At 61.9% G+C, this 11,937-nt stretch carries 11 protein-coding genes and 2 pseudogenes; 6 read left to right on the top strand and 7 right to left on the bottom strand.

Features of this window, described 5'->3' with window-relative positions:
- Nucleotides 1-67: 67 nt before the first annotated feature.
- On the bottom strand, nucleotides 68-994 hold the full coding sequence (locus RM463_RS11555) for a LysR family transcriptional regulator (RefSeq protein ID WP_195689662.1): 927 nt from the start codon (nucleotides 992-994) through the stop codon (nucleotides 68-70).
- Between the two features lie 143 nt (nucleotides 995-1,137).
- Between RM463_RS11555 and RM463_RS11550 the strand changes: the two genes are divergently transcribed.
- Nucleotides 1,138-1,914 carry a ferredoxin--NADP reductase gene (locus RM463_RS11550; RefSeq protein ID WP_195689661.1) on the top strand — a complete coding sequence of 259 codons (777 nt, stop codon included), beginning with the start codon at nucleotides 1,138-1,140 and terminating at the stop codon, nucleotides 1,912-1,914.
- Between the two features lie 190 nt (nucleotides 1,915-2,104).
- Here the strand turns inward: RM463_RS11550 and glnK are convergent, their stop codons facing one another.
- From glnK to RM463_RS11535, 3 genes are all read right to left on the bottom strand, one after another.
- On the bottom strand, nucleotides 2,105-2,443 hold the full coding sequence (gene glnK / locus RM463_RS11545; RefSeq protein WP_023004277.1) for a P-II family nitrogen regulator: 339 nt from the start codon (nucleotides 2,441-2,443) through the stop codon (nucleotides 2,105-2,107).
- Nucleotides 2,444-2,585: 142 nt separating this feature from the next.
- Nucleotides 2,586-3,836 (bottom strand): ammonium transporter, encoded by a 1,251-nt coding sequence (locus RM463_RS11540; protein ID WP_195689660.1) that lies wholly within the window; start codon nucleotides 3,834-3,836, stop codon nucleotides 2,586-2,588.
- Nucleotides 3,837-3,914: 78 nt separating this feature from the next.
- Nucleotides 3,915-4,253: a P-II family nitrogen regulator gene (locus RM463_RS11535; RefSeq protein ID WP_195689659.1), complete on the bottom strand. Its 339-nt coding sequence runs from the start codon at nucleotides 4,251-4,253 to the stop codon at nucleotides 3,915-3,917.
- A gap of 269 nt (nucleotides 4,254-4,522) precedes the next feature.
- On the opposite strand from RM463_RS11535, the gene RM463_RS11530 reads away from it, so the two are divergent.
- The 4 genes and pseudogenes from RM463_RS11530 (at nucleotide 4,523) to RM463_RS11515 (ending at nucleotide 7,064) form a co-directional block, all read left to right on the top strand.
- Nucleotides 4,523-4,882 (top strand): accessory factor UbiK family protein, encoded by a 360-nt coding sequence (locus tag RM463_RS11530; RefSeq protein ID WP_195689658.1) that lies wholly within the window; start codon nucleotides 4,523-4,525, stop codon nucleotides 4,880-4,882.
- A 61-nt stretch (nucleotides 4,883-4,943) separates the two neighbouring features.
- A pseudogene (locus tag RM463_RS11525) lies at nucleotides 4,944-5,588 on the top strand (magnesium chelatase domain-containing protein); the annotation flags it as partial.
- Nucleotides 5,589-5,804: 216 nt separating this feature from the next.
- Nucleotides 5,805-6,203, top strand: coding sequence for a hypothetical protein (locus tag RM463_RS11520; RefSeq protein ID WP_311430127.1), 399 nt, complete (start codon nucleotides 5,805-5,807; stop codon nucleotides 6,201-6,203).
- Between the two features lie 606 nt (nucleotides 6,204-6,809).
- Nucleotides 6,810-7,064: a hypothetical protein gene (locus tag RM463_RS11515; protein ID WP_311430126.1), complete on the top strand. Its 255-nt coding sequence runs from the start codon at nucleotides 6,810-6,812 to the stop codon at nucleotides 7,062-7,064.
- Nucleotides 7,065-7,694: 630 nt separating this feature from the next.
- Here RM463_RS11515 and RM463_RS11510 read toward each other — a convergent pair.
- On the bottom strand, nucleotides 7,695-9,242 hold the full coding sequence (locus tag RM463_RS11510) for a recombinase family protein (protein ID WP_311430125.1): 1,548 nt from the start codon (nucleotides 9,240-9,242) through the stop codon (nucleotides 7,695-7,697).
- Nucleotides 9,243-9,307: 65 nt separating this feature from the next.
- On the opposite strand from RM463_RS11510, the pseudogene RM463_RS11505 reads away from it, so the two are divergent.
- Nucleotides 9,308-10,177 (top strand): annotated as a pseudogene (locus RM463_RS11505) (YifB family Mg chelatase-like AAA ATPase); the annotation flags it as partial.
- Nucleotides 10,178-10,327: 150 nt separating this feature from the next.
- On the opposite strand, the gene RM463_RS11500 reads toward RM463_RS11505, so the two are convergent.
- Together RM463_RS11500 and RM463_RS11495 are read right to left on the bottom strand one after the other, a co-directional pair.
- Nucleotides 10,328-10,816, bottom strand: coding sequence for a hypothetical protein (locus RM463_RS11500; RefSeq protein ID WP_311430124.1), 489 nt, complete (start codon nucleotides 10,814-10,816; stop codon nucleotides 10,328-10,330).
- The gene (locus RM463_RS11495) at nucleotides 10,813-11,796 is read right to left on the bottom strand and encodes an alpha/beta hydrolase (RefSeq protein ID WP_311430123.1); all 984 of its coding nucleotides are present in this window, start codon (nucleotides 11,794-11,796) and stop codon (nucleotides 10,813-10,815) included. The genes RM463_RS11500 and RM463_RS11495 overlap by 4 nt, the downstream gene beginning before the upstream one ends.
- Nucleotides 11,797-11,937: the final 141 nt, after the last annotated feature.

Genomic DNA, 11,937 nt, shown 5'->3' with positions numbered 1-11,937 from the left:
TCGACTGACCTCAGGTCTATCCATCGGGCCCGGCACTGCCGGGCCCGATGTCGTTGAAAGGCAGCGTTCAGGGCACCTTCGGCAGGTCAATCTGGTCGCTACGGGTGGCGCCCTCGGTCATCTGTCGGCATAGCCTGAGAAACTCACGCATGCCGGAGGCCAGATACTTGTGGCGGTGCCAGATAAAGGTGAACTGGCGGCTAAGGTCCAGCTCCGGCGTGGCAATGGGAACGAGGCTGCCGCGCCGGAAGGCGTCCCGCAGCGCGAGCCGGGAGACACAGCCGATGCCCAGGCCAGACTCCACCGCGCGCTTGATTCCCTCGGTGTGTTCAAGCTCCAGCAGCACATTGAAGCGCCTGCGCCGATGGCGAGCGGCCTGCTCCAGGGTCAGGCGCGTGCTCGACCCCTCCTCACGCATGATCCAGGCCTCGCGCAGCAGCCGATCCAGCTCCACCGTGCCGGCCGTGGCCAGTGGGTGATGAGGTGAGCAGAACACCACCAGCTCATCCTCCACCCAGGGCTGGGAGATCACGTCCTCCTCCTCACACTGGCCCTCGATCAGGCCCAGGTCCAGCCGGTGGTGGCGCACGCTATCGACGATGGTGCGGGTGTTGCGCACCGCCAGGCGGACCCGGCTGCCGGGGTAGCGCTGCATGAAGTCGCTGATCAGCAGGGTGGCCAGGTAGTTGCCGATGGTCAGGGTGGCACCCACATCGAGCACGCCGATGCCCTGCTGGCCGTGGAGGAGCTCCTCGACCTCCTCGGCGCGATCGAGCAGCGCCACCGCCTTGGGCAGCAGCTGAAAGCCCAGGGCGTTGAGGCGCAGGCGCTTACCGTGGCGATCCAGCAACTGGCAGTTGAACTGCTTCTCCAGCTCGGCGAGGGCACTGCTGGCGGCAGACTGGGAGAGCGCCAGGGCACGAGCCGCTCGGGACACGCTCTCGTGTTGGGCCACCGCGACGAAGACCTCCAGCTGGCGCAGGGTAAAACGCATGGGCAAGCTCCGATGGCCTATATCAAGGCTGTAAATAAAGGTTATCCATACAATCCATTTAACAGATAACGCCTCCTGTCTTAGAATTCAAACCAAATATTTCCCTGATTTCTATTCTTTTTTGGAATATTAAAGGAGCCGGTATGAGCAAGTTTGCCCTCGAAGAGGTTCTCAGCGTCCATCACTGGAACGATACCCTGTTCAGCTTTCGCACCACTCGCGAGCGCAGCCTGCGTTTCAAGAATGGTCAGTTCGTGATGATCGGGCTGGAAGTGAGCGGCAAACCCCTCATGCGCGCCTACTCCATCGCCAGCCCCAACTACGAGGATCACCTGGAGTTCTTCAGCATCAAGGTGCCTGATGGCCCCCTGACCTCGCGACTCCAGCACCTCGCCGTGGGTGACCAGATCATGGTAAGCCGCAAGCCCACCGGCACCCTGGTCACCGATGACCTGCTGCCCGGGCGCAACCTCTACCTACTCTCTACCGGCACCGGCCTGGCTCCGTTCATGAGCCTGATCCAGGACCCCGAGGTCTACGAACGCTTCGAGAAGGTGGTGCTTGTGCATGGCGTGCGCAACGTCAGCGAGCTGGCCTATGCCGACTTTATCCAGCAGGAGCTGCCGGCTCATGAATACCTGGGCGAGGAGATCAGCGAAAAGCTTGTCTACTATCCGACGGTGACCCGTGAAACCTTCCATACCATGGGCCGGCTGACCGACCATATCCGCAGTGGCAAGCTCGCCGAGGACACCGGACTGCCGGCACTGGATCCCAAGCAGGATCGCGCCATGATCTGCGGCAGCCCCTCGATGCTGGACAGCACCAGCGAAATGCTCGACGAGCTGGGCTTCAAGATCTCGCCGCGCATGGGGGAACCCGGCGACTACGTGATCGAGCGGGCGTTTGTCGAAAAATGACCCGGTTCGCCGGGAGCCATAAGCTCCAAGCCGTAAACCTTACGCTTAAGCTATAAGAGAACCCCATCTGGCAGGCGCCAGATGGGGTTCTTTATATCTGCCCCAAGGTCAACATCATGTTTACGGCTTACGGCTTACGGCTTACGGCTTACGGCTTACGGCTTACGGCTTACGGCTTACGGCTTACGGCTCAGACGGCATCCTTGCCGGTTTCGCCGGTGCGGATTCGGATCACCTGCTCCAGCGGTGTCACGAAGATCTTGCCGTCACCGATCTTGCCGGTATTCGCGACGCTGGTGATGGCGTCGATCACCTTCTCGGCCATCTCGTCATCCACGGCGACCTCGAGCTTGACCTTGGGCAGGAAGTCCACCACGTACTCGGCGCCACGGTAGAGCTCGGTGTGCCCCTTCTGACGGCCGAAGCCCTTCACCTCGGTGACGGTGATGCCCTGCACGCCGATCTCCGAGAGGGATTCCCTGACGTCGTCGAGCTTGAAGGGTTTGATGATGGCGGTCACCAGTTTCATGGTTGGTTCCTCGTCGGTTCCTGGGCGGACGTGCCGCCGTCGATAGGCGGGTTGCTTCTAGGATACACGCCGTCGGCAGGGAAGAAAAAAAGCCCCCTTTCGGGGGCAGGTGGAGCACGCCTGCTCACTGACGTGCATGGCTTCACTGCTTGGCCACGCTGAACTCCGGGTAGGCCTCCATGCCGCATTCGGCCAGGTCGACACCCGCATACTCCTCCTCCTCGCTGACCCGGATGCCGATCAGCGCCTTGAGGAGGCTCCAGACCCCCAGGCTGGCCAGGAAGACCCAGGCGAAGATCCCCACGATGCCGAGCAGCTGTGCGCCGAGGCTGGCCTCGCCATTGCTGAGCGGAACCGCCAGCAGGCCCCAGATGCCGACCACCCCGTGCACCGAGATGGCACCGACCGGGTCATCGATCCTCAGCTTGTCGAGGGCCACGATGGCGGCGATCACGATGGCCCCACCCACGGCGCCGATCAGGGCGGCGCCCGGTGCGGAGGGAGCCAGCGGTTCGGCGGTGATGGCCACCAGGCCCGCCAGGGCACCATTGAGGGTCATGGTCAGGTCGGCCTTGCGGAACCATAGCTTGGCCACGATCAGGGCAGCGATGACCCCGCCGGCGGCGGCGGCGTTGGTGTTGACCAGTACCTGGGCGACGTTGTTGGCGGAGGCCACGTCGGAGATCTTCAGCTCCGAGCCACCGTTGAAGCCGAACCAGCCCATCCACAGGATGAAGGTGCCCAGGGTAGCCAGCGGCAGGTTGGCGCCGGGGATGGCGTAGACGCTGCCGTCCCTGCCGTACTTGCCCCTGCGCGGGCCGAGCACCAGTACACCGGCCAGGGCCGCCGCCGCACCGGCCATATGCACGATGCCGGAGCCGGCGTAGTCGGAGAAACCGGCGGGGGAGAGCCAGCCACCGCCCCAGGTCCAGTAGCCCGAGACCGGATAGATCAGGCCGGTCATCACCACGGCGAAGGCCAGGAAGGCCCACAGCTTCATGCGCTCGGCCACGGCGCCGGAGACGATCGACATGGCGGTGGCCACGAACACCACCTGGAAGAAGTAGTCGGCGCGCATGGCGTAGTAGGGGGCGTCATCGCCGCCGGCCAGCACGGCATCCATGCCGTTCTCACTGCCCAGCAGCCCACCGAGGCTGGGAAGAATGCCGCCATCGGGGCTTGCGTACATGATGTGGTAGCCCACCAGCAGGTACAGGGTGCAGGCGATGGCAAACAGGGCGATGTTCTTGGTAAGGATCTCGGCGGTGTTCTTGGCGCGCACAAGACCCGCCTCGAGCATGGCGAAACCGGCGGCCATCCACATCACCAGCACGCCGCAGATCAGGAAGTAGAAGGTATCGAGCGCATAGCTCAGTTCGACCAGGTCACTCATGGGGTTTTCTCCAGACAGTTAAGCCGCAGGCGCCTCCCGGCAGATAAGTGGCAGGCGACTCCAGGTGGGTCGCGGCGATCAGACCGCATCGGCGCCGCGTTCGCCGGTGCGAATACGGATCACCTCCTCGAGGGGCGTGACGAACACCTTGCCGTCGCCGATCTTGCCGCTGCCGGCGGCGCTACAGATGGCGTCGAGCACGTCCTCCAGACGCTCGTCTTCCACGGCGATCTCGAGCTTCACCTTGGGCAGGAAGTCGACGACATATTCGGCGCCGCGATAGAGCTCGGTATGGCCCTTCTGGCGCCCGAAGCCCTTGACCTCGGTAACGGTAATGCCCTGCACGCCGTTGTCGGCGAGGGCTTCGCGGACGTCGTCCAGCTTGAAGGGCTTGATGATCGCGCTGATCAGCTTCATGACCTGTCTCCTCGTTGGCGATGAGAGGCGACCCGATGGGGCGGCTGACCAGCACCATGCGCACGGCATGCCAGCGAGCAGGAAGTCCATCCAATATCAGCATGTTACGTGACCGCTCTCGGCCGCGAGCGGTACCTTGTCAGTGCCTCTGACTGACCCATGCCCCGTGATGGTGCCGAGGCTCATGCCGTATGCCCTGCTAGAGGGTATGCGTCCCGGAGACGCCACGCGTATCCTGTAGGCCATCATTCCCAATCAGGAGAATCGCCATGGTGACCCACGACAGAATCGGCCGGCTGGCCCAGCAGATCGGCGAGCGTCTGCAGGGAGCCTCACAGGCGCCCGAAGAGGTGCAGAAAGGTGTCCAGCAGGTGGTGAGGGGCGCCTTCGATCGTCTGGAGCTGGTCTCACGCGAGGACTTCGACATCCTGATGGACGTGCTGCAGCGCACCCGAGCCAGGGTCGAGTCGCTGGAGCAGCAGGTGGCGGCTCTGGAGGCCCTGGTGGAGGCCCAGGCCGGCGATGGCGCCGTCTCCAGTGATGCCGGCTCCGCCGACAAGCCCCAGACCTCCGCTACGGACAAGGCGTCGCCCCCTCCGGAAGAAGGCGCCGGCGAAGCGGGACGCTGAGACGCGCGCTCCCTCGCTGGCTGGACTAGCCTGAAGGCAGTCCATTCGCGAGGGAGCGCCCATGACGCTGGCGATCGTGCACACCCGGGCCGGCCTCGGCCTGGAGGCACCCGAGGTGCAGGTGGAGGTGCACCTCTCCAACGGCCTGCCCAGCATGACGCTGGTCGGCCTGCCGGAGACGGCGGTGAAGGAGAGTCGGGAGCGGGTGCGCAGCGCCCTGGTCAATGCCGGCTTCGAATATCCGTTGCGGCGGATCACCCTCAACCTGGCTCCCGCCGACCTGCCCAAGGAGGGTGGTCGCTTCGATCTGCCCATCGCCCTGGGGCTGCTGCTCGCGTCGGGTCAGCTGCCTCCCGACTGTCTGGAGAACACCGAGAGCGTCGGCGAGCTGGCGTTGGACGGCGCAATCCGCCGTGTGGAGGGGGTGCTGCCGCTGGCCCTGGCGGCTCGCCGCGCGGGGCGGCGGCTGATCGTGCCGCGATCCAATGCCGATGAGGCGGCGTTGGCCGGTGAGTTCGAGGTACTGCCCGCCGATCATCTGCTCGAGGTGGTGGCCCATCTGCTGGGCCAGACTCCGATCACCCCCCATCGCCTGACGCGCCCGCCCCAGGCGACTCGGCCGCTGCCCGACCTGGCCGAGGTGCGCGGACAGTTCCAGGCCCGCCGAGCCCTGGAGGTGGCCGCCGCCGGCGGCCACAACCTGCTAACGTCATGTTCTTGGAGGCCCATAGTAAAATCAGTAGTTTGTATTCCATACCTGCGCATTGGTTGCCCTGTCTGGCCTAGTCTCTTCCTTTCCTATTGGCTGGCTGGTGAGGATGGGTCATGCTGGCGCTGGATTAGATGAGGAAGGAAGGTAAGCAAGTTGTGGGCATGGCTACAGTGGCTGCTCGTCCAAGGAACCAATATCAGGAGTGGCATAGTGAACTGTAAGAGTCTGGGAGCATTCGTTATAGCTGCACTGGCAACAGCGCCAGCAATGGCACAAGACTACTTGGAAGATGCGGAAAAATCCCTTGAGCACCGAGAGCAGGCGCTAAAGGCATACGAAGAAGAATGCCGCTCAATTTATCATCAAACATGGTATGTATTTAATTTTAGGTTTGATGTTGAAGGGACAGAGGAAGAGGCAAGAGAGCTGTTCTTGAGTGAGAACTATGTGGATGGCTCAGTAATGGATAGTAAGGGTCTGGAAAATTTGGTAAATACAGCATACGTTAATTTGGCTGATATCCAACCCAACACGGCTTCCAGTGACTGGCTGTCTAGGGAGGTCGCATTGAACTCTTATGCTTTTTGTATGGGCCTAATAGAGTCGTGACATCTTGATGGCTCGTAATTTAGTCAAGCAGGCTAGCTAGGAGGGATCGCCGTGAGGGGAAGGGATAACCCTCCATCCTCTCAGGTCGCCCTGTGCACCTCTCTGAGCCGCGTTCCTGCTCGGCATGGCCTGCGGGGCATCCATGCCTGTGCAAGCCCTCAGGGAGTCTGTGCGGGCGTTTTGGACGATGCGGACTTTCCGCCCACTATAGAAGGAATGCCGATAACTGAACTCAGGGCTTGCCCTAGATTCAGGAGGAGGTATACCAGCCGTATTTCCTACCTCCGGTAGACAGTACGTGAAGTCCTAGGATTTCTAGGGCGTCACAGGAGTGCCAGGAAGCCACGCGCAGCGTAACGTCATGGGGGGTAGGGGGGCTTTTGTTTTATTAGTTATTACTTAACATTCCTGTCGAGCCTAGTACCTTTCTCCTTTTCCTTCCTTGGAAAAGGGATGTCCTGTAACGTCCTAGTATTCCTAGTATTGCTGCTTTGGTAGAACCAAAGATAAGAAAGGGGCTAGAGTGTCGAAGGTAGTCCTCTCCTTCTGGTTGATCCTAGTCGTGTCAGTCATTGAAGAAAGTTCCAGAACAGAAGGAGATTCAGTATGCCCGTAACAGGCGACCTTACCCAGAACAATTCTTACCAGACCAAAGCTACAGCATTCCCGTATACCAAGGTAGCTGTAGCCGACCTAGGTAATGCCAGTCACCCGGTCAACCAGACTTACCTGTCTGGCAAGCAAGATGGTGCCGGTGTCGTCGGTGACGACTACTCCCTGTACATCGCTACTGGCTCTGCAAGTACAGATACTTGGGTACTTGCTGGCGGTGACGGTACAGGCGATGTCACTCCGGCCTGACAGCCCTACAGAATTTCTCAGCCCTGCCTTTGCAGTCGAGCCCTTGGCTCTGCATCGGTGGGGCTATTTTTCGTCTAGATGATAATAATTCCCATCATGTGGAAATGCCCTGTCCCGGCGCTATGCGTGCGTATCTGACGTTCTGAGCGCCAGCAGTACGGTACGTCAGGTCAAGTCCAGATCGCCCAGCAGTGAGCCTGTAAAGCCTGCTCTAGCCCTATCAGGGATCAGGTGCCCTGTCTGGTGCCTCAGGAGCGCGGCTCTCCTTGAAAAGTACAGGAGTCGCAGGGGCATAGCCCTGTGGATTTCAAGCACAGGCGGGCTTGCTGGCGCTGTCCTGGGCTGTGCTGGTGTATAGATGATAATGATTCCCAACAACTCCCTTGCAGTCCTGTGCCTCTCAGATGGCCCTGTCTGGCTCTATCAGACGATGCAGGGCATAGCAGGTGCAGGGGACAGATGCAGGCCAGCAGATGCAAGATGCAAAATCCTGTAAGAAATCCTGTGAAGCTATCTTCGCTTTTGGGCGGCCCCGTATTTCCCCGTTGCCTAGTCTCGAAGAAAGCAAAGGGGAGGGTATAGGCTGGGTTTTTCTCTCTGGCATCTGTCCTAGCCAGCCCAACCCTGGTATCACTTACTGGCCTTGTACCTAATGGCAGTTTCTCCGCCTTGCTTCCAGTGGAATACTAGGCTCTCGGATCGAAAGTCTACGACTACCTTGGAGAAGCATTCCCGCATTTTGGTGTTAACCAATGTCTTGTCTTCTGGATGTTCAAGCACAGCAGCTCTAAGGCTCTCTGCACGTCGCCTAGCCAGCTCAGTGCCTAGCATGTTTCGCTGCTGGTACAGCTCGGAAAGCCTATCCTTTATTTCATCTAGCTCGATCCTTCTTTGAGAAAGTCTCTCCTGCAAAAAGGGAATGCCTTTGGCGTTCGGTGGCAACTGCCCTTGCTCGATTGTCTCTAGCATCCTATCAATGCTTTTCTCCTTTAGCTTTAGCTCTAGCTTTGTGTCTTCTATCTGCATGTCTAGCGAGTCGTCACCAGAAGGGCAGGCATCGACAAGCCTGTTTATCTTGCTGTGAATCACGGGCTCTACGCGGTCATATCGAACAGCGTTGTACTTGCATCCAGCGCCCTGCCTGGCTCTCTGGCAGGCAAGGTATACCCAGCCCTTCGCTACGTTCTTGGATACCCTAGCCATCGTGCTACCGCACAGCGGGCAGGTAGATAGACCACCTAGTATGTTCTGTACTTGGCTCTTGGAGTGCCTGCCTCTTCTCGGTGCCTTGCTGGCTTGCAAGGCTTGGAAATGCTCGAAGGTATCCTTGTCGATGACAGCAGGATAATAGCCCTCAATAGGATCACAGGCTTCCCTGTCAGTCTTCCTCTCTGGCCTGCTGGTGAAGGGCGTCAAGGTGCCATAGGTGGCAGGGTTATTCAGTATCTTGTTCACGTAGCTAGGGTGCCAATGCTTGCCACGACCGAAGACAGGGACTCCCTCAGAGTTCAGGTGCTCACAGATAGATTTCTTGCCTATCCCATCTAGTGCCATCTCGAAGATACGGCGGACTACCTCGCCACGTTCTGGGATGATCTCAAAGGCGATTCCATCGCTAGCAGGCCGGAGCCATTGAGGGGCACGGGACGTAAGGCGGACAGGCTGGCCAGATGCGATTTTCTTCCGCTTCTCCTGCCAGACTGAGCGAAGCCGGTACGCCTTGGTTGCCGACTCTTCATGCGCACGCTGGAAGATCAGCACTGCCATGATGAAGGCTACCGGGTCTTTATCCAGGCTCTCGGCATCGTAAGTCTTGCCATCGAACAGGGTCACGACCGTTATGCCCATGTCGCAGATGTCGCCCAGCAGGCTAGATGCCTTCCTTGCAGACTGTCGGGAAATCCTGTCTAGGGACTCAACCAACAGGTACGAGCCCGGTGCGATGTTCCCGTCTTCTACAGCCCGAAGGAACATGCGTAGCTCGCCTGCCTCTTGATTCCGGCCTTGGTACGCAGACAGCCCGAAGTCATCGAAGCTGTGTTCATCCAGCTCTAGCCCGTGCCGCTCTGCGTACTCCTTGGCTAGCTGTGTCTGCCTCCTGAAGCTATCGCCTTGCATCTGCTCAGGGGTAGAGAATCGTAAGTAGCTGTAAGCCTTAACTTTCTTCTGTTCCGTCATGCCTGTAGCTCTCCCTTTCCTTGCACCTCTAGTATGCCGCTAGCATAGGCATAGGTCTTGAAAGACACAACCTGCTTTTCGCCGGGCCGCCCGGCACCGGCAAGACCATGCTGGCCAGTCGCCTGCCGGGCATCCTGCCGCCGTTGACCGACGAGGAGGCGCTGGAGGTGGCGGCGGTACGCTCGGTCAGCGGGCTGCCGCTGCGTGCCGAGTGGGGCCGGCGGCCCTTTCGCTCGCCGCATCATACCGCCAGTGCCGTGGCGCTGGTGGGCGGTGGTGCGAAACCGCGCCCCGGCGAGATCTCCCTGGCCCATCACGGCGTGCTGTTCCTCGATGAGTTGCCGGAGTTTCCGCGCCTTGTGCTGGAGGTGATGCGCGAACCCATGGAGTCGGGGCGTATCCATATCGCCCGTGCCAGCCACGAACGCCGCTATCCGGCGCGCTTCCAGCTGGTGGCGGCGATGAATCCCTGCCCCTGTGGTCATCTGGGCGACCCGCGCCAGGCCTGTCACTGCACGGCGGCCCAGATCCAGCGTTATCAGGCGCGCCTTTCGGGTCCACTGCTCGACCGTATCGACCTGCAGGTGGAGGTGCCGGCGCTGCCGCCGGAGCAGTTGACCGCCAACCAGGCCGGCGAGGACTCCGCGACGGTACGCCGGCGGGTGCTGGCCGCGCGCGAACGTCAGCTGGCGCGGGGTGCGCTCAATGCGCATCTGGCCGGGCGTGAACTGGAGGCGGCCTGCGGCCTCTCGGCGGCCGATCGCGCCTGGCTGGCCGAGGTGCTGGAACGGCTACGCCTCTCGGCGCGGGCCTACCATCGTGTGTTGCGGGTGGCCCTGACCCTGGCCGACCTGGCGGGGGCGCCAGCGCCGGAGCGCGAGCAGCTGATCGAGGCGGTGGGGTATCGCCAGCTCGACCGATTGCTGAAGGGGTGAGCTCATGGTCATCGCAACCGGTATCGCTCAAGGCTTTTTCCGGCGACAGGCCTGAAAGGGGGCGCTGTGAATACGTCCCTGTACGCTACCTCGGCCACCCCTGGTCCTCGGACCCCCTTTACGGCCTATCCCCGGAGGTTTTCGCTATCGTTATAGCGCCGTGGCGTCCAGGGCACCCTGAAGGCTGGCTTGCCAGCGAGCCGCTTCCTCGCCGGGGCGGCGCAGTGTCAGCTTCAGGCGGTAGGGGAGAAGCTCACGGTCGGAGAGGGCGAGGCGTGGGCCGTCCGCCTCGAGGTGGCTCTCCAGCTGCCACTGGTTATCGCCGCCCTCGCCCAGGCCGCCGCCCCAGTCGAGCACCTGGGGACCATCGCTGACCGCCAGCAGCGCGCGAACCAGGCTCTCCTGAAAGCGCTCGTCCGCGATGCCGAGGCTGGCGTCGACCTCGGAGGGGGAGAGCAGCAGCACCTGGTCGCTCGGAGGGCGGGGGAGTTCCGGCGCGGCCATTACCCGCGCCGCGGCGCGCTCGCCAAGGTTGAACAGCGCCTGACGTATGCCGCTGTCGGGGCTCTCCGGGGCGCCGGCGCAGCCGGTGAGCAGCGCCAGCAGTGCCAGCAGGGTCAGGCGTGAGAAGGTGTTCATGGTGGTGCATTCTCCGCTGCGGGGCTGGGGGCCAGGGCGTCGATGAAACGATCCAGGTTATCGAAGAGTGCCTGGCGGATGGGCTCCGCCTCGTTGACCAGGTGGTGGCGTGCCTCGGGATGTAAATGGACCTCGGCATTGGGGAATTTCTCCTTGAGCACCCCCAGGTTCCATACCCAGTCCACGGTCAGGTCCTGCTCTCCTTGCAGGATCAGGGTCGGCACCGGGGTGGGGGGCAGTGCCAGCAGGCGAGGCATCCAGCGGCGCATGGCGCTGACCCAGTCCACCGCCAGGCGATCGGCCTGCAGCGGATCCTGCTCGCGAAGGAAGGTCGCGAATTCGGCATCGGTGGAGTTGTCGCGGAACTTGCGCGGGATGGAGCGCACGAAGGGTCCCACCAGCAGGTGAAGCCAGCTCGACTGCCGCCAGCCCCAGGGCCGCACCAGGGGGGCCAGCAGGGCCAGACCGGCCCAGTGGCTGTCCGTGCCGCGGGTCAGGGCGTCGGTGGCGAGTATTGCCGCCCCGGTGCTCTGGCCGATGCCCAGCCAGGGGTGGGGCGCCAGCCCTTCACGCTGCAGATGCTCCTGGAGGGCGCGCAGGCAGGCGCCATAGTCGTCGAAGTCCTCGATGGAGGCGCGCCGGCCGCTGGAGAGTCCGTGGCCGGGCAGATCCCACAGCACCACCCGCCAGCCTCGATCGAGCAGTCTCTCCAGAAGGTGACGATAGAGTCCCAGGTGGTCGAAGTAGCCGTGAACCACGAAGACCGTGCCGATGGGCTCGGCGGGGCTCCATAGCGAGGCCCACAGGCGGAAGTCACCGGCGTCCAGGAAGCCGAGGTGCAGCCCCACGTGTCTGGCGAGCAGCGGTGCCAGACCGTAGTGGCCCAGATAACGCTCCAGGTGATCGCCACCAGGCAGCTCGGCCGAGGGGTCGACCTTGCGGAATGGGCCTAGCGCCTGCAGGGGGGTAAAGTCACTCATCTGATTCTCCACGGTGTTCCACCATGCTAGCGCCAAGCGCGAGGTGTCACCATGCGTGCCGGATGGGTTGGTCCTGCGGCATTATCTTTTGGTCGAGTCTCGCCGGTGAGGAAGCCCTCTTCGCTTTACACGTGGAAGTGT

Origin of the sequence: Halomonas sp. LES1, assembly GCF_031846005.1 — a bacterium.
Lineage (GTDB): Bacteria > Pseudomonadota > Gammaproteobacteria > Pseudomonadales > Halomonadaceae > Halomonas.
This window is presented reverse-complemented; position numbering and strand designations above follow the sequence as displayed.

Bases quoted from the DNA above. Each gene is read 5' to 3' on its own strand.
- RM463_RS11555 (WP_195689662.1), bottom strand. From the start codon at position 994: ATGCGTTTTACCCTGCGCCAGCTGGAGGTCTTCGTCGCGGTGGCCCAA.
- RM463_RS11550 (WP_195689661.1), top strand. From the start codon at position 1,138: ATGAGCAAGTTTGCCCTCGAAGAGGTTCTCAGCGTCCATCACTGGAAC.
- glnK (WP_023004277.1), bottom strand. From the start codon at position 2,443: ATGAAACTGGTGACCGCCATCATCAAACCCTTCAAGCTCGACGACGTC.
- RM463_RS11540 (WP_195689660.1), bottom strand. From the start codon at position 3,836: ATGAGTGACCTGGTCGAACTGAGCTATGCGCTCGATACCTTCTACTTC.
- RM463_RS11535 (WP_195689659.1), bottom strand. From the start codon at position 4,253: ATGAAGCTGATCAGCGCGATCATCAAGCCCTTCAAGCTGGACGACGTC.
- RM463_RS11530 (WP_195689658.1), top strand. From the start codon at position 4,523: ATGGTGACCCACGACAGAATCGGCCGGCTGGCCCAGCAGATCGGCGAG.
- RM463_RS11515 (WP_311430126.1), top strand. From the start codon at position 6,810: ATGCCCGTAACAGGCGACCTTACCCAGAACAATTCTTACCAGACCAAA.
- RM463_RS11510 (WP_311430125.1), bottom strand. From the start codon at position 9,242: ATGACGGAACAGAAGAAAGTTAAGGCTTACAGCTACTTACGATTCTCT.
- RM463_RS11500 (WP_311430124.1), bottom strand. From the start codon at position 10,816: ATGAACACCTTCTCACGCCTGACCCTGCTGGCACTGCTGGCGCTGCTC.
- RM463_RS11495 (WP_311430123.1), bottom strand. From the start codon at position 11,796: ATGAGTGACTTTACCCCCCTGCAGGCGCTAGGCCCATTCCGCAAGGTC.